Below are 17,959 nucleotides of genomic sequence, written 5' to 3' on the forward strand. Positions count from 1 at the left end.
TATGCTCACCCGCCTGCGCGAAATAGTCGAAAAGGTAGCCAGTGCTCCACGCCTTAATGAGGCGCTGAATATTCTGGTTACTGACATCTGTCTTGCGATGGATACAGAGGTCTGCTCGGTCTATCTGGCCGACCACGACCGACGTTGTTATTACCTCATGGCGACCCGGGGACTCAAAAAACCACGCGGTCGCACTGTTGCACTCGCGTTTGATGAAGGGATCGTTGGCCTGGTTGGCAGGCTGGCGGAACCTATCAACCTTGCCGATGCGCAAAAACATCCGAGCTTCAAATATATTCCTTCGGTGAAAGAAGAGCGTTTTCGTGCGTTCTTAGGCGTCCCGATCATCCAGCGCCGCCAGCTATTAGGTGTGCTGGTCGTACAGCAGCGCGAGTTGCGCCAGTACGATGAAAGTGAAGAGTCCTTCCTGGTCACGCTTGCCACGCAAATGGCAGCCATTCTTTCTCAGTCGCAGCTTACCGCGCTGTTCGGTCAATACCGCCAAACGCGCATTCGTGCGCTGCCTGCAGCGCCCGGTGTGGCAATTGCTGAAGGCTGGCAGGATGCCACGCTGCCGTTGATGGAGCAGGTGTATCAGGCGTCAACGTTGGATCCTGCGCTGGAACGAGAACGACTGACCGGAGCGCTTGAAGAAGCTGCTAACGAATTCCGCCGCTACAGTAAGCGTTTTGCTGCCGGGGCGCAGAAAGAAACGGCGGCGATCTTTGATCTCTACTCGCACCTGCTTTCTGATACCCGTTTACGCCGTGAACTGTTTGCTGAAGTGGATAACGGTTCAGTGGCAGAGTGGGCCGTTAAAACGATCATCGAGAAGTTTGCCGAACAGTTTGCTGCCCTGAGTGATAGCTATCTTAAAGAGCGATCCGGGGATTTACGTGCGCTCGGTCAGCGCTTGCTGTTCCATCTTGATGACTCCATCCAGGGGCCGAATGCCTGGCCTGAGCGTTTTGTGCTGGTAGCCGATGAACTCTCAGCTACCACTCTGGCGGAACTTCCACAGGATCGGCTTGTGGGTGTTGTGGTCAGGGACGGTGCCGCCAACTCCCATGCGGCGATAATGGTTCGTGCGTTGGGTATCCCCACCGTGATGGGGGCTGATATCCAGCCATCGGTATTGCATCGTCGCACGCTGGTGGTGGATGGTTATCGCGGCGAAGTGTTGGTCGATCCGGAACCTGTATTGATACAGGAATATCAGCGCCTCATCAGTGAAGAGAATGAGCTGAGTCGCCTGGCAGAAGATGACGTTAATCAACCTGCACAATTGAAAAGCGGCGAGCGCGTTAAGGTGATGCTCAATGCCGGACTTAGTCCCGAACATGAACAGAAGCTGGGTAGTCGGATCGACGGTATTGGCCTGTATCGCACCGAAATCCCGTTCATGCTGCAAAGTGGCTTTCCATCGGAAGAAGAGCAGGTTGCGCAGTATCAAGGGATGCTGCAAATGTTTAACGACAAGCCTGTGACGCTGCGCACGCTGGATGTCGGGGCGGATAAGCAGCTGCCTTACATGCCAATCAGTGAAGAGAATCCGTGCCTCGGGTGGCGTGGGATCCGCATTACACTCGATCAGCCGGAGATCTTTCTGATCCAGGTACGAGCGATGCTGCGGGCAAATGCAGCAACCGGCAATCTAAGTATTTTGCTGCCGATGGTAACCAGTATTGATGAGGTGGACGAAGCACGACGTCTGATTGAACGTGCCGGACGCGAAGTGGAAGAGATGATCGGCTATGCGATCCCGAAACCACGCATCGGCATTATGCTGGAGGTCCCGTCGATGGTATTTATGTTGCCGCATCTGGCGAACAGGATCGATTTTATATCGGTCGGGACTAACGATCTTACTCAATATATTCTGGCGGTCGATCGCAACAACACACGTGTCGCCAGCATTTATGACAGCCTGCATCCGGGAATGTTACGTGCCCTGGCGATGATTGCGCAGGAAGCTGAGCGAAGTGGTATCGATTTGCGCCTGTGTGGTGAAATGGCGGGCGATCCGATGTGTGTAACTATTCTAATCGGTTTGGGCTTCCGTCATTTGTCGATGAACGGTCGTTCCGTGGCGCGAGTAAAATATCTGCTGCGACATATCGATTTTGATGAAGCGCAAACGCTGGCTCAGCGCAGCCTGGAAGCGCAGCTAGCGACAGAAGTACGCCATCAGGTGGCGGCATTTATGGAGCGTCGTGGCATGGGCGGTTTAATTCGCGGGGGATTATGAAACCAGGGCGGGAAACAGTAGCTACACCCAATGTATTTTGAGTGCATTGAACAGGTAAGTCCGTGACAAATTCGTCAGGAACGGATTTGAACAGCCGGAGGCTGCCTTCGGTGAGTGAATGCAACCAACAAAGATGCAGCTTGAAAGACGAGGGCGTATACATATCTTTTAACTGTAATCGGCATCCGCTGTGATCCCCTTGTGCTATCATTCGCAACTTCGGAGCGCCTGCATTATGCAGGCGCGCTTATCAATTGCTGTCTGACTTCAGCGAAATAACAAGAACTTGTGGTGACAGATGACCAGTAGCTATCTGCATTTTCCGGATTTCGATCCGGTCATTTTCTCAATTGGACCCGTCGCACTTCACTGGTACGGCATGATGTATTTGGTGGGGTTTATTTTTGCGATGTGGCTGGCGACTCGCCGTGCTAATCGCCCAGGGAGTGGCTGGACCAAAAACGAAGTAGAAAACTTACTCTATGCAGGCTTCCTCGGGGTTTTCCTCGGTGGGCGTATCGGCTACGTACTGTTCTACAACTTCCCTCTCTTCCTTGATAATCCGCTGTATCTGTTCCGCGTCTGGGATGGCGGTATGTCCTTCCACGGCGGTCTTATAGGTGTGATTCTGGTGATGATTATCTTCGCCAAACGTACCAAGCGCTCGTTCTTCCAGGTTTCTGATTTCATCGCACCGTTGATTCCGTTTGGCCTGGGTGCCGGTCGTCTGGGCAACTTTATTAATGGCGAGTTGTGGGGACGTGTCGACCCGAACTTCTCCTATGCCATGCTGTTCCCTGGTTCGCGTACAGAAGATATCTTACTGCTGCAAACTAATCCGCAATGGCAGTCTATTTTCGATACTTACGGCTCACTGCCACGCCACGCTTCCCAGCTCTATGAGATGGCGCTGGAAGGGGTTGTGCTGTTTATCATACTTAATCTGTTTATTCGTAAACCGCGCCCGATGGGGTCGGTCTCCGGGTTGTTCCTGATTGGCTATGGTGCGTTTCGTATCATCGTTGAATTTTTCCGCCAACCGGATCAGCAGTTTACCGGCGCATGGGTACAATACATCAGCATGGGGCAGATCCTGTCTATCCCGATGATTGTCGCCGGTATTATCATGATGGTTTGGGCGTATCGTCGCAGCCCACAGCAACACGTTTCCTGAGGAACCATGAAACAGTATTTAGAACTGATGCAAAAAGTGCTGGATGAAGGCACACAGAAAAACGATCGTACCGGAACCGGAACGCTTTCCATTTTTGGCCATCAGATGCGTTTTAACCTGCAGGAAGGGTTCCCGCTGGTTACAACTAAACGCTGCCACTTGCGCTCCATTATTCATGAACTACTGTGGTTTTTGCAGGGCGACACCAACGTTGCTTATCTGCATGAAAATAATGTCTCAATCTGGGATGAATGGGCCGATGAAAATGGCAATTTAGGCCCGGTTTATGGCAAACAGTGGCGCGCGTGGCCAACGCCGGATGGCCGCCATATTGACCAGATTACGACTGTTTTAAACCAGCTGAAAAACGACCCGGACTCTCGCCGTATCATCGTTTCCGCGTGGAACGTGGGTGAGTTGGATAAGATGGCGCTGGCACCGTGCCACGCATTCTTCCAGTTTTACGTGGCTGACGGCAAGCTCTCCTGCCAACTGTACCAGCGTTCGTGCGATGTGTTCCTCGGCCTGCCGTTTAACATTGCCAGCTACGCTTTGCTGGTCCACATGATGGCGCAGCAGTGCGATCTTGAAGTTGGTGACTTTGTCTGGACTGGCGGCGACACGCACCTGTACAGCAACCATATGGAACAAACTCACCTGCAGCTTAGCCGTGAACCCCGCGCGCTGCCGAAGCTGGTTATCAAGCGTAAACCTGAGTCTATCTTCGACTATCGTTTCGACGATTTCGAAATTGAAGGCTACGATCCGCACCCAGGCATCAAAGCGCCGGTCGCCATCTGATCGAACGTCATGCTGCCACGACCGACGCCATAGCGCGTCGGTTTTTTTTGCCTTCGCGTCAGTTTTTCGATGCTGATTCCTGCAAAAGTTGTAATACGCTGCAACATGGAAAATATTCCTCGCAGCCCGCCGAATAACCCGAATTCACTGCTCGTTATTTCATTCCCTCACGCCATACTGGCGACATGAAAAAACAACAAGGCTATACGCTGATTGAAACTCTGGTTGCGATGCTCATTATTGTCGCCCTAAGTGCCACAGGACTTTATGGCTGGCAACGCTGGCAGCAGCAACAACGGTTGTGGCAAACCGCCTGTCAGGTACGGGATTATTTGCTGCAACTTCGTGAAGATGCCAACTGGCATAACCGCGACCACGTTATCAGTGTTATCAGAGAGGGAGCGTCATGGTGTTTTGTTAGCTCTGCCGATGCTCATGAGTCATGTAAGCCTTCCTCGCCGTGGCTGTTTATGCCGCTCTGGGACGATATTGAGATGGTGGAGATAACGCCTTCGCTGGCTTTTTTTGGCCTACGGAACACGGCATGGGCTGGGCATATTCGCCTGAAAAATGCGGCTGGTGAATTGAATCTGGTGGTATCAGGTTGGGGGAGAATCAGACTTTGCGAGCGCGATGAGGCAAATCTATGTCGCTAAACGAACGCGGTTTTTCACTGCTGGAGGTGCTGATTGCGATGGCGATAAGCAGTGTTTTACTCCTGGGTTCAGCGCGATTTTTACCTGCCCTGCAGCGCGGTATTTTGCACAATACACACCAGTTAGTGCTTGAAGATGAGGTCTGGCAACGTGTTTATACCGTAGCGAAGCATCTCCAGCGGGCGGGCTACTGTCACGGACGCTGTCACGGTGAAGGGCTGGAAATATCGGGTCAGCGCGATTGCGTTATTGTGCAGTGGGATGCAAACAGTAACGGTATCTGGGAGACGAATCCGGCGAAAGAAGCCGAGCAGATTGGATTTCGCCTACAAAACAAGGCGCTGGAGACATTGCGCGGTGCGACGTCGTGCGCAGGAAAGGGCTGGGATAGCATGACCGATCCTGTAACCATTCAGATTGAGTCATTTCAGGTGGAACGCCAGAATGTTAGCGGGTTTGCGCCCGTCCTCATTCTGCGTCTGCGTGGCTCCAGTAAAGTCGAACCACAAAGAGTGATCGAAGCGCTGTACAGCGTGACAGGATTTAATCTGTGAACCGGGAACGAGGTGTATCGTCCCTTGCGCTGGTACTTTTACTTCTGGTGCTCGGTAGTCTGTTGTTGCAGGGCGTTAGCAGACAGGAAGCCAGTTTTGCCTCTCGCGTTGCAATGGAAAACCAGTCTTTGCAACGCCAGGCCGTGGCGCAATCTGCGATGGAATGGGGGCGTATGCAACGCTGGCTTTTGCAACCCGATGTTCAGTGTCGGTCCTATGCAATGCAGAATGCAGACGTTTGTCTGCGACTGCTTGCTAATAATAACGTGTTGCTTATTGCTCAATACGAAGGGATATCTCTATGGCGTCAGGGCGAGGTTGTAGACGGCAATATCAAGTTTTCTGCACATGGCTGGAGCGATTTCTGCCCGTTAAAGACGCTGGCATTATGCCAGATCCCCTGAACCGGCAACGTGGATTTAGCCTGCCGGAAGTCATGTTGGCAATGGTGTTGATGATCATGATTGTGACCATACTGTCGGGGTATCAACGAGCATTGATGAACAGTTTCTTGGGCAGAAATCAGTACCAGCAGCTTTGGCGTTACGCGTGGCAGCAAAGCCAACTGCATGTGTTTTCGCCGCCTTTGAACTGGCAGGTAAACCGAATGCAGACAACGCAGGCGGGATGTGTCAGCATCAATGTTAAAATTACGTCCCCTATGGGCAGGCAGGGTCAAATGACACGTCTGCACTGCTCAAATCGTCAGTAGTCAGGAGTCGCTATGTTAAGGGTCTACCACTCCAATCGCCTGGATGTGCTGGAAGCGTTAATGGAATATATCGTCGAGCGGGAGCGACTGGACGACCCTTTTGAACCGGAGATGATCCTGGTTCAAAGTACCGGTATGGCGCAATGGTTACAAATGACCCTGGCACAGAAGTTTGGTATTGCCGCCAACATTGATTTTCCGCTACCTGCGAGTTTTATCTGGGATATGTTTGTGCGCGTATTGCCGGAGATCCCGAAAGAGAGTGCGTTCAGTAAACAGAGTATGAGCTGGAAGCTGATGACGTTGCTGCCGCAATTACTGGAAAAAGATGACTTCACGCTGCTGCGTCACTATCTGACTGACGATACCGACAAGCGTAAGCTGTTTCAGCTTTCTTCACGCGCAGCCGACCTTTTTGACCAATATTTAGTCTACCGTCCGGACTGGTTAACGCAGTGGGAGGAGGGAAGGCTGGTTGAAGGTTTAGGTGAGTCTCAGGCCTGGCAGGCACCACTGTGGAAAGCGCTGGTGGAATATACCGCTGAACTGGGACAACCACGCTGGCATCGCGCTAATTTATATCAACGGTTTATTCAGACCCTGGAAAGTGCAACAAGCTGCCCGGAAGGGCTACCTTCGCGCGTTTTTATTTGCGGTATTTCGGCGTTGCCGCCTGTTTATCTTCAGGCGTTGCAGGCGTTGGGTAAGCATATCGAAATTCACCTGTTATTCACTAATCCGTGTCGTTTCTACTGGGGTGACATCAAAGATCCTGCGTATCTGGCGAAGCTGCTGGCGCGCCAGCGTCGGCACAGCTTTGAAGAAAGAGAGTTGCCGTTGTTTCGTGATAGCCAAAATGCCGAGGGGTTGTTTAACAGTGATGGCGAGCAGGATGTCAGCAATCCGCTGCTGGCCTCGTGGGGAAAACTGGGGCGTGACTATATTTACCTGCTGTCTGAGCTGGAAAACAGCCAGGAACTGGATGCGTTTGTCGATATCACGCCCGACAACCTTTTGCGTAACATTCAGTCGGACATCCTTGAGCTGGAAAGCCGGGCTGTGGCAGGCGTCAATCTGGAGGAGTATTCGCGTAGCGACAATAAACGGTTGCTTGAGCCGAATGACACCAGTGTGAGTTTCCATGTCTGCCATAGCCCACAGCGTGAGGTGGAAATCCTCCATGACCGTTTGCTGGCGATGCTGGAAGCGGACCCTACTCTGACGCCGCGTGACATCATTGTGATGGTAGCGGATATCGACAGCTACAGCCCATTCATTCAGGCCGTTTTTGGCAGCGCGCCAGCTGATAGATATTTACCGTTTGCCATTTCTGACCGCCGTGCACGTCAGTCCCATCCCGTTTTACAGGCCTTTATCAGCCTGCTGTCGTTGCCGGACAGCCGTTTTGTCTCAGAAGATGTGTTGGCATTACTGGACGTCCCAGTACTGGCGGCGCGCTTCAACATCAACGAAGAGGGATTACGCTATCTTCGCCTGTGGGTTAATGAGTCAGGTATTCGTTGGGGAATTGACGACGACAACGTTCGCGAACTGGAACTACCACCGACAGGCCAGCACACCTGGCAATTTGGTCTGACGCGTATGCTGCTGGGCTATGCGATGGAAAGCACGCAGGGCGAGTGGCAATCGGTATTGCCGTATGATGAATCCAGCGGTTTGATTGCCGAGCTGGTGGGGCATCTGGCTTCGCTATTGATGCAGCTAAATCTCTGGCGCCGGGGGTTGGCCCAGGAGCGTCCGCTGGAGGAATGGCTACCCGTCTGTCGTGACATGCTCAATGATTTCTTCCTGCCGGATGCAGAAACCGAAGCGGCGATGACGCTCATTGAACAACAGTGGCAGGCTATTATTGGCGAAGGTTTGGGGGCCGAGTATCGCGATGCTATTCCACTTTCACTGTTACGCGATGAGCTAGCCCTGCGGCTAGACCAGGAACGTATCAGTCAGCGCTTCCTTGCTGGTCCGGTGAATATTTGTACGCTGATGCCAATGCGTTCCATTCCTTTCAAAGTGGTGTGTTTGTTAGGCATGAACGACGGTGTTTATCCGCGCCAGCTTGCGCCGTTGGGTTTTGACCTGATGAGTCAAAAGCCGATGCGGGGTGACCGAAGTCGTCGTGATGATGATCGCTATCTGTTTCTGGAAGCACTGATCTCGGCGCAGCAAACGCTCTATATCAGCTACATTGGGCGTTCAATTCAGGACAACAGTGAACGCTTTCCGTCGGTACTGGTGCAGGAGTTAATGGACTATATTGGGCAAAGCCACTACTTACCGGGTGATGAATTGCTCACCAGCGATGAAAGCGAAACCAAAGTAAAAGCCCACATTACCCGTTTGCACACCCGTATGCCTTTTGATGTACAAAACTTTCAGCCAGGCGAACAGCAAAGTTATGCGCGTGAATGGCTGCCAGCGGCGAACATGTCAGGTAAGGCACACGCTGATTTTGTTCAGCCACTCCCCTTTACGATGCCTGAAACCCTGACGCTGGAAACGCTACAACGATTTTGGGCTCATCCGGTTCGGGCCTTCTTCCAGATGCGGCTACGAGTGAATTTCCGTTCTGAAGAGAGTGAGATCCCGGAAACGGAGCCTTTTAACCTTGAGGGGTTAACCCGCTATCAGCTTAACCAGCAGTTGCTTAACACGCTGGTGGAAGAGAACGACGCCGAGCATTTGTTCCGTCGCTTCCGTGCGGCTGGCTCGCTTCCTTATGGGGCATTTGGTGAGATTCTTTGGGATACCCAACGTCAGGAGATGCAGTCGCTTGCCGATCGCATTATTGCCTCTCGCCAGCCTTGCCAGAGCATGGAAATTGATCTGAGCTGCAACGGTGTGCAAATCACGGGTTGGTTACCACAGGTCCAGGAAGATGGTTTGTTGCGCTGGCGCCCATCTTTGATAAGTGTGTCCCAGGGGGTGCAACTTTGGCTGGAACATCTTGTCTATTGTGCCAGTGGCGGAGCGGGAGAGAGCCGTTTGTTCCTGCGTAAAGACGGGGAATGGCGTTTCCCTCCACTGGAAGCAGAGCAGGCGTTACTGTATCTGTCACAACTTATTGAGGGGTATCGGGAAGGCATGTCATCGCCTTTGCTGGTGCTACCGGAAAGTGGTGGGGCGTGGATAAAAACCTGTTATGACGCCGTAAATGATGCCATGTTAGATGACGATGATACGCTGCAAAAAGCACGCAGTAAGTTTTTGCAGGCTTATGAAGGCAACATGATGGTGCGTGGTGAAGGCGATGATATCTGGTATCAACGCCTGTGGCGTCAGCTGGCTCCTGAAACTCTGGAGACCATTGTGTCGCAGTCTCAGCGCTATTTGTTACCGTTATTTCGCTTTAATCAGTCATGATGATTGTATAAAAATTGCACAGATTGATGACTTCTACTATGATGCGCTTTCTGTCACGGACTGATTCTTACACATAAGATGCTGACTCGTTCAGCACAGAGTCTTGCCCTGTTCAGACCACGCTTAATGCGTAGTTTGTAGTGAACAGGTGAATACGTTAATGATGAGGTTTGTGAATGCCCCGCAGCACCTGGTTCAGCGCATTACTGTTGTTCGTTGCCCTTTGGGTACCCGTAAGTCAGGCAGATACTGGTTGGCAGCCTTTAGCTGAAACCATCCGTAAAAGCGATAAAGACACTCGCCAGTATCAGGCCGTGCGCCTTGATAACGGCATGGTCGTGTTGCTGGTATCCGACCCTCAGGCCGTTAAGTCTCTCTCTGCACTGGTGGTCCCGGTGGGGTCTCTGGAAGATCCCGACGATCACCAGGGGTTGGCGCATTACCTTGAACATATGTGCCTGATGGGATCTAAAAAATACCCACAGCCGGACAGCTTAGCTGAATTCCTCAAAATGCACGGCGGCAGCCACAACGCCAGCACTGCGCCCTATCGCACGGCTTTCTATCTCGAAGTTGAAAACGATGCGCTGGCGGGGGCCGTCGATCGTCTGGCTGACGCTATTGCCTCGCCGCTGCTCGATAAAAAATATGCCGATCGCGAGCGAAATGCCGTTAATTCTGAGCTGACGCTGGCGCGTACCCGGGACGGTATGCGTATGGCACAGGTGAGCGCAGAAACAATAAACCCGGCACACCCTGGTTCGCGCTTCTCCGGCGGAAATCTGCAGACATTAAGCGATAAACCGGGTAACCCGGTACTGCAAGCCTTGCAGACATTCCATGAAAAGTACTACTCCGCGAACCTGATGAAAGCGGTGATTTACAGTAATAAACCCCTGCCAGAGCTGGCGCGGATCGCGGCTGATACCTTCGGGCGAGTACCGAATAAAAATGTCGAAAAACCGGAAATTACCGTACCGGTTGTGACTGACGCGCAAAAGGGCGTCGTCATCCACTATGTCCCTGCAATGCCGCGTAAAGTGCTGCGCGTAGAATTTCGTATCGATAACAACAGCGCACAGTTTCGTAGTAAAACCGACGAACTCGTTACCTATTTGATTGGCAACCGCAGTCCGGGGACGTTGTCCGACTGGCTGCAAAAGCAGGGGCTGGTTGAAGGCATTCGTGCTGACTCCGATCCGGTTGTCAATGGTAACAGCGGTGTGCTGGCTATTTCGGCGACGTTAACCGACAAAGGGTTGGCGAATCGCGATGAAGTTGTTGCTGCTATCTTTAGCTATCTCAATCTGTTGCGTGAAAAAGGCGTTGATAAACGCTATTTTGACGAACTGGCACACGTACTGGATCTCGACTTCCGTTATCCCTCTATCACGCGTGATATGGACTACGTGGAATGGCTGGCTGATACCATGATCCGCGTTCCCGTCGAACATACGCTGGATGCGGTGAATATTGCCGATCAATATGATGCTAAGGCGGTTCAGGAACGTCTGGCAATGATGACAACGCAAAATGCGCGTATCTGGTATATCAGTCCGAAAGAGCCACATAATAAAACCGCTTATTTTGTCGATGCCCCTTATCAGGTGGATAAAATCAGCGAAAAAACCTTCGCCGACTGGCAGCAAAAAGCCCAGGGCATTGCGCTCTCTCTGCCGGAGTTGAACCCCTATATCCCTGATGATTTCACGCTGATTAAGACGGATAAAAAATACGCCCATCCGGATTTGATCGTTGATGAGCCTGATTTACGCGTGGTATATGCGCCGAGTCAGTATTTTGCCAGTGAGCCAAAGGCCGATGTCAGCGTGATTCTGCGCAACCCGAAAGCGATGGATAGCGCCAAAAATCAGGTGTTATTCGCACTGAACGATTATCTGGCCGGTATTGCGCTCGACCAGTTAAGCAATCAGGCTGCGGTGGGGGGGATTGGTTTCTCAACGAATGCTAACAATGGTCTGATGCTTAACGCAAACGGCTATACCCAACGTTTACCGCAGCTTTTTCAGGCGCTGCTGACAGGCTATTTCAGCTACACCGCTACGGACGAACAGCTGGAGCAGGCGAAATCCTGGTACGCCCAGATGATGGACTCTGCAGAGAAAGGCAAAGCCTATGATCAGGCAATTATGCCGGTACAGATGCTTTCTCAGGTGCCGTACTTCTCACGCGATGAACGCCGTAAACTGTTGCCATCCATTACTTTGCAAGAAGTGATGACTTACCGTGACACCTTAAAAGCCGGTGCGCGTCCTGAATTTCTGGTGATTGGTAACATGAGCGAAGCTCAGGCGAAAACCATGGCACGTGATATTCAGAAACAGCTTGGTGCGAACGGGTCGGAATGGTGCCGGAACAAAGATGTTGTAGTCGATAAAAAGCAGTCCGTCATTTTTGAAAAAGCGGGCAGCAGCACGGACTCCGCGCTGGCAGCGGTATTTGTGCCTACCGGTTATGACGAGTATACCAGTTCGGCCTACAGCGCGATGTTAGGGCAAATTGTTCAGCCGTGGTTCTACAATCAACTGCGTACTGAAGAGCAATTAGGCTACGCCGTATTTGCTTTCCCAATGAGCGTTGGCCGTCAGTGGGGAATGGGCTTCCTGCTGCAAAGCAGCGATAAGCAACCGTCTTACCTGTGGGAACGGTATAAAGCGTTTTTCCCGACGGCGGAAGCGAAACTGCGGGCAATGAAAGCTGATGAATTCGTACAAATTCAGCAGGCCATCATTGCGCAAATGCTGCAGGCGCCCCAAACGTTGGGGGCAGAAGCTTCGCAGTTAAGCAAAGATTTCGATCGAGGTAATATGCGCTTCGATTCACGTGATAAAATCGTGGCTCAGATTAAACTGCTGACGCCGCAAAAGCTTGCCGATTTCTTCCATCAGGCGGTGGTTGAGCCGCAAGGCATGGCGATACTGTCACAGGTTTCCGGCAGTCAGAACGGGAAAGCAGAGTATGTGCACCCGGAAGGCTGGAAAGTGTGGCCGACCGTCAGCGCGTTGCAGCAAACCTTACCCCTGATGAGTGAAAAGAATGAATGATGCCGCTGAGTCCCTTGATCCACTGCGCTTGCCCCTGACGGGCGAGCGACTGATTGAAGCCTCTGCGGGCACCGGTAAAACCTTTACCATCGCCGCCCTTTATTTACGTTTACTGCTTGGACTGGGCGGCTCTGCCGCCTTTCCTCGCCCTCTGACCGTCGAAGAGCTGTTAGTGGTTACCTTTACTGAGGCAGCCACTGAAGAGCTGCGCGGTCGTATTCGTAGCAACATTCATGAGCTGCGAATTGCCTGCCTGCGTGAAACTACCGACAATCCGCTCTATGCCCGCTTGTTAGATGAAATTGCCGATAAAAAACAGGCCGCGCATTGGCTGTTATTGGCTGAAAGACAGATGGATGAAGCGGCGGTGTTTACCATTCACGGTTTCTGCCAGCGTATGCTTAGTCTGAACGCCTTTGAGTCAGGCATGCTGTTTGAACAGCAACTGATAGAAGATGAATCGCTGCTGCGTTACCAGGCCTGCGCGGACTTCTGGCGTCGACATTGTTACCCGCTCTCTCGCGATATTGCGCAGGTGATCTTCGAAACGTGGAAAGGCCCACAAGCGCTGCTACGAGATATCGACCGCTACCTGCAGGGTGAAGCCCCGGTCATTAAAGCGCCGCCGCCAACGGATGAAACGCTGGCATCCCGACACGAAAAAATTCTGGCGCGTATCAACCAGATTAAGCAGCAATGGCGCGATTCGGTCGATGAGCTGGAAGGTCTGCTTGAAGATTCCGGAATCGACAGGCGTAAATTTAATCGTGGTAATCAGGGTAAGTGGATCGAAAAGATCAGTGCCTGGGCGCAGGAAGAGACACAAAGCTACCAGCTCCCTGATGCGCTGGAGAAATTCTCTCAACGCTTTTTAGAAGATCGCACCAAAGCGGGCGGCGTAACGCCCCGGCATCCGCTATTTGTCGCCATTGATGAACTGATTAGCGAACCGCTGACGATCCGCGATCTGGTGATTACCCGGGCGCTGGCGGAGATCCGCGAAGCGGTTGCGCAGGAGAAACGTCGACGCGGAGAGTTAGGCTTTGACGATATGCTCAGTCGGCTGGACGCGGCACTGGGTAGTGAAAGCGGCGATGCGCTGGCTACTGCCATTCGAACCCGTTTTCCGGTGGCGATGATCGATGAATTCCAGGACACCGACCCGCAGCAGTACCGTATTTTCCGTCGTATCTGGCAGCATCAGCCGGAAACCGCGCTGCTGTTGATTGGCGATCCCAAACAGGCTATTTATGCGTTTCGCGGTGCGGATATCTTCACCTATATGAAAGCGCGTAGTGAAGTTAGCGCACATTACACGCTCGATACCAACTGGCGTTCTGCGCCTGGGATGGTCAATGGCGTCAATACGCTCTTCAGCCAGATGACCGACGCCTTCATGTTCCGCGAAATCCCCTTTAGCCCGGTGAAATCCGCAGAGAAGAATCAATCGCTGCGGTTTGTACTTCACGGTGAAAAGCAACCTGCGATGAACATGTGGCTAATGGAAGGAGAAAGCTGTGGCGTGGGCGATTACCAGAACTATATGGCCCAGGTGTGCGCAACGCAAATTCATGACTGGCTTAAAGCCGGGCAGTCTGGTGAGGCGTTGCTGGTCAGCGGTAAAGCGTCCAATCCGGTACGCGCATCGGATATCAGCGTGTTGGTCCGCAGTCGCCAGGAGGCGGCGCTGGTACGCGACGCGCTAACGCAACTGGCTATCCCGTCGGTCTATCTCTCCAACCGTGACAGTGTATTTGAAACGCTGGAGGCGCAGGAACTGCTATGGATCCTGCAGGCGGTGATGACGCCGGAACGTGAAAACACACTGCGTAGCGCGCTGGCGACGTCCATGATGGGACTTAATGCGCAGGATATTGAAGCGCTGAACAATGACGAGAATGCCTGGGATGCCGTAGTAGAGGAATTCGACGGTTATCGCCAGCTCTGGCATAAGCGTGGCGTCATGCCGATGCTGCGCGCGCTGATGTCAGCGCGTCAAATTGCAGAAAACCTGCTGGCAACGGCGGGTGGCGAACGCCGTCTGACCGACATTTTGCATATCAGTGAACTGTTGCAGGAAGCGGGATCGCAACTGGAAAGTGAGCATGCGCTGGTGCGCTGGCTTTCCCAGCATATTCTGGAACCTGACAGCAATGCTTCCAGTCAGCAGTTGAGGCTGGAGAGCGATAAGCATCTGGTTAAAATCGTCACCATCCACAAATCGAAAGGGCTGGAATATCCACTGGTCTGGCTGCCTTTTATCACTAATTTTCGCGTTCAGGATCAGGCGTTCTACCATGATCGTAGCTCTTTTGAAGCTGTGCTGGATCTCAGCGAAGCGGATGAGAGTATTGAGCTGGCAGAAGCTGAACGTCTGGCGGAAGACCTGCGATTGCTTTATGTTGCGCTGACGCGTTCGGTATGGCATTGCAGTCTCGGCGTTGCGCCGCTGGTGCGCCGTCGGGGTGATAAGAAAGGTGATACCGATGTGCATCAGAGTGCTCTGGGACGCTTGTTGCAAAAAGGCGAGCCGAAGGATGCCGCAGGGCTTCGTGCTGCTATTGAAGCGCTTTGCAGTGAAGATATTGCCTGCCTGACGCCGAATGAGCCAGACGGTGAGCGTTGGCTGGTTTCGCAACCCGCCAGTTCGGTATTGAGTGCAAGAACGCTGCAACGCGCTCCCGGTGACAGCTGGCGCGTGACCAGCTATTCCGGCCTGCAACAACGTGGACATGGCATCGCGCAGGATCTGATCCCCCGGCTGGACATTGATGCATCAGGCGTGGGTGAGGCGGTTGTGGAATCAGGACTAACACCGCATCAGTTTCCACGAGGTGCATCGCCGGGAACATTTTTACATAGCTTGTTTGAGGACCTGGATTTTACCCAACCGGTTGAAACGCAATGGGTACAGGAAAAACTGGCGTTGGGTGGGTATGAGGCACACTGGGCGCCGGTTTTGACCCACTGGCTGGAGGCCATTTTGCGTGCGCCGCTTAACGAATCGGGCGTGAGTCTGAGCGTTCTGTCTGCACGGGAAAAACAGGTGGAGATGGAGTTTTATCTGCCCATTTCGCAGCCGCTGATAGCCAGCCAACTGGACGCGCTGATCCGCAAGTACGATCCTCTCTCGGCGGGCTGTCCACCGCTGGATTTCATGCAGGTTCGCGGCATGCTGAAAGGTTTTATTGACCTCGTGTTCCGCCACCAGGGGCGTTATTACCTGCTTGACTACAAATCTAACTGGCTGGGAGAAGACAGCAGCGCTTATACCCAGCAGGCGATGGCCTCAGCAATGCAGGCACACCGTTATGACCTGCAATATCAACTTTATACTCTGGCGCTGCACCGCTATTTACGTCACCGCATTACAGACTACGATTATGAACGCCATTTTGGCGGCGTTATCTATCTCTTTTTGCGCGGTGTTGATAGCGAGGAACCTCAGCAGGGAATTTATGCGACCCGACCAGACGGAGAGCTGATTGCGATGATGGACGAGATGTTTGCGGGCGCAGCACTGGAGGAAATGCAATGACAATCCAGAAGCGATTACTGGAGGCTGTGGAGCAGAAACAGCTACGGCCGTTAGATGCCCAGTTTGCGCTGGCGGTTGCCGGAAACGACAACCCGGTCGTCACGCTGGCTGCGGCATTGCTTAGCCGCGAAGCGGGAGAAGGCCACGTCTGTTTACCGCTTTCGCGTTTATCTTTAAGCGAAGACGCCCACCCTTTGCTTACCTCCTGGATGAGTGAAAAAGGGGAGCCTGAAGACTGGGCTGAATGTCTGCTTGCCTCTGATGCGGTAAGTCGCGGCGAGCGCCCGACGCCGCTGGTGCTGTATGGCGATCGCCTGTATCTGAACCGAATGTGGAATAACGAACGCACGGTGGCTCGCTTCTTTAGTGAGGTTAACCAGGCAATCGAGGTGGATGAATCGCGGTTGACCCACACGCTGGGGACGCTTTTTCCGCATACGGAAGGAATTAACTGGCAGAAAGTTGCAGCGGCTGTAGCGCTGACGCGTCGTATATCAGTGATCTCTGGTGGGCCGGGAACGGGAAAAACGACAACGGTCGCCAGGCTGTTGGCGGCGTTGATTCAGATGGCGGATGGTGAACGCTGTCGTATCCGGCTGGCCGCTCCAACGGGAAAAGCGGCGGCGCGACTGACTGCGTCGCTGGGCGCTGCATTACGTGAGTTGCCGTTGACCGATGAACAAAAGAAACGTATTCCTGATGACGCCAGTACGCTGCACCGATTATTAGGCGCACAGCCGGGTAGCCAGCGACTGCGCCATCATGCAGGCAATCCTCTCCATCTTGATGTGTTGGTGGTTGATGAAGCCTCGATGATTGATTTGCCTATGATGTCGCGCCTTATTGATGCATTACCTCCCCATGGTCGGGTGATTTTTCTTGGCGATCGTGACCAGCTTGCTTCCGTTGAGGCGGGGGCTGTGCTGGGGGATATCTGTGCTTTTGTGAATGCCGGATTTACTGCGGAACGCGCAAAACAACTGAGCCGCCTGACCGGTAGCACCATTCCTGCGGGTTCAGGAACACAGGCGGCATCATTACGTGACAGCTTATGCCTGCTGCAAAAGAGTTACCGTTTTGGCAGTAATTCCGGTATCGGCCAACTGGCTTCTGCGATAAATCGGGGTGATAAAGCCGCGATCAAAACGGTCTTCCAGCAAGGTTTTAGTGATATCGAAAAACGCACGCTGCAAAGTAGTGAAGATTACGCAGCTATGCTTGATGAAGCGCTAGCGGGCTATGGGCACTACCTTGAGTTGCTCCATGAGCGTGCAGAGCCTGATGCTATTATTCAGTCATTTAATGAATATCAGCTATTGTGCGCACTGCGTGAAGGTCCGTTCGGCGTGAGTGGGTTGAATGAGCGCATCGAACAGGTGATGGTGCAAAAACGTAAGATTTCCCGTCTCGCACATACCCGTTGGTACGAGGGGCGACCGGTGATGATTGCGCGAAATGACAGTTCGCTGGGTCTGTTTAACGGTGATATCGGGATCGCGCTCGATCGTGGTCAGGGCTTAAGGGTGTGGTTTGCGTTGCCGGATGGCAATATCAAGTCGGTACAGCCCAGCCGTTTACCGGAACATGAAACGACCTGGGCGATGACGGTGCATAAATCACAAGGATCCGAGTTTGATCATGCGGCGTTGATTTTACCCAGCCAGCATTCGCCCGTTGTTACCCGCGAGCTGGTTTATACGGCGGTGACCCGCGCGCGCCGTCGCTTGTCGCTGTATGCCGATGAGCGGATATTGAGTGGGGCCATTGCCACTCGCACTGAACGTCGCAGTGGGCTGTCGGCGTTGTTTAATGATGGTATTGCACAGTAGG

The 17,959-nt window shown here is 52.9% G+C and carries 11 protein-coding genes; all 11 read left to right on the plus strand.

The features are described 5' to 3' along the window. The first annotated feature begins 1 nt into the window (after window position 1). Window positions 2-2,248: a phosphoenolpyruvate--protein phosphotransferase gene (ptsP, locus tag OGY01_RS15905; RefSeq protein ID WP_045447008.1), complete on the plus strand. Its 2,247-nt coding sequence runs from the start codon at window positions 2-4 to the stop codon at window positions 2,246-2,248. A 298-nt stretch (window positions 2,249-2,546) separates the two neighbouring features. Continuing rightward, entirely contained in the window at window positions 2,547-3,422 is an 876-nt protein-coding gene (gene lgt / locus OGY01_RS15910; protein WP_045447005.1) for a prolipoprotein diacylglyceryl transferase, read from the plus strand. A gap of 6 nt (window positions 3,423-3,428) precedes the next feature. Next, window positions 3,429-4,223: a thymidylate synthase gene (thyA, locus tag OGY01_RS15915; protein ID WP_045447002.1), complete on the plus strand. Its 795-nt coding sequence runs from the start codon at window positions 3,429-3,431 to the stop codon at window positions 4,221-4,223. A gap of 185 nt (window positions 4,224-4,408) precedes the next feature. Continuing rightward, window positions 4,409-4,879, plus strand: coding sequence for a prepilin peptidase-dependent protein (locus tag OGY01_RS15920; RefSeq protein WP_045446998.1), 471 nt, complete (start codon window positions 4,409-4,411; stop codon window positions 4,877-4,879). Continuing rightward, complete coding sequence (locus tag OGY01_RS15925) at window positions 4,870-5,433, plus strand: prepilin peptidase-dependent protein (RefSeq protein WP_225761524.1); 564 nt, start codon at window positions 4,870-4,872, stop codon at window positions 5,431-5,433. Before OGY01_RS15920 ends, OGY01_RS15925 begins: the two co-directional genes overlap by 10 nt. Then, window positions 5,430-5,837 carry a DUF2509 family protein gene (locus OGY01_RS15930; RefSeq protein ID WP_286493344.1) on the plus strand — a complete coding sequence of 136 codons (408 nt, stop codon included), beginning with the start codon at window positions 5,430-5,432 and terminating at the stop codon, window positions 5,835-5,837. The genes OGY01_RS15925 and OGY01_RS15930 overlap by 4 nt, the downstream gene beginning before the upstream one ends. Continuing rightward, window positions 5,822-6,145 carry a prepilin-type N-terminal cleavage/methylation domain-containing protein gene (locus tag OGY01_RS15935; protein WP_286493345.1) on the plus strand — a complete coding sequence of 108 codons (324 nt, stop codon included), beginning with the start codon at window positions 5,822-5,824 and terminating at the stop codon, window positions 6,143-6,145. The genes OGY01_RS15930 and OGY01_RS15935 overlap by 16 nt, the downstream gene beginning before the upstream one ends. Before the next feature lie 12 nt (window positions 6,146-6,157). Then, window positions 6,158-9,526 (plus strand): exodeoxyribonuclease V subunit gamma, encoded by a 3,369-nt coding sequence (gene recC / locus OGY01_RS15940; RefSeq protein ID WP_286493346.1) that lies wholly within the window; start codon window positions 6,158-6,160, stop codon window positions 9,524-9,526. Between the two features lie 176 nt (window positions 9,527-9,702). Further along, a complete protein-coding gene (ptrA, locus tag OGY01_RS15945) occupies window positions 9,703-12,591 on the plus strand; it encodes a pitrilysin (protein WP_286493347.1) in 2,889 nt (962 codons plus the stop codon). After that, window positions 12,584-16,129 (plus strand): exodeoxyribonuclease V subunit beta, encoded by a 3,546-nt coding sequence (gene recB, locus OGY01_RS15950; protein WP_286493348.1) that lies wholly within the window; start codon window positions 12,584-12,586, stop codon window positions 16,127-16,129. Before ptrA ends, recB begins: the two co-directional genes overlap by 8 nt. After that, window positions 16,126-17,958 carry an exodeoxyribonuclease V subunit alpha gene (gene recD, locus OGY01_RS15955; protein WP_200009923.1) on the plus strand — a complete coding sequence of 611 codons (1,833 nt, stop codon included), beginning with the start codon at window positions 16,126-16,128 and terminating at the stop codon, window positions 17,956-17,958. Before recB ends, recD begins: the two co-directional genes overlap by 4 nt. Window position 17,959 lies beyond the last annotated feature (1 nt).

This window comes from Citrobacter sp. Cm038, assembly GCF_030333105.1.
GTDB lineage: Bacteria > Pseudomonadota > Gammaproteobacteria > Enterobacterales > Enterobacteriaceae > Citrobacter > Citrobacter murliniae.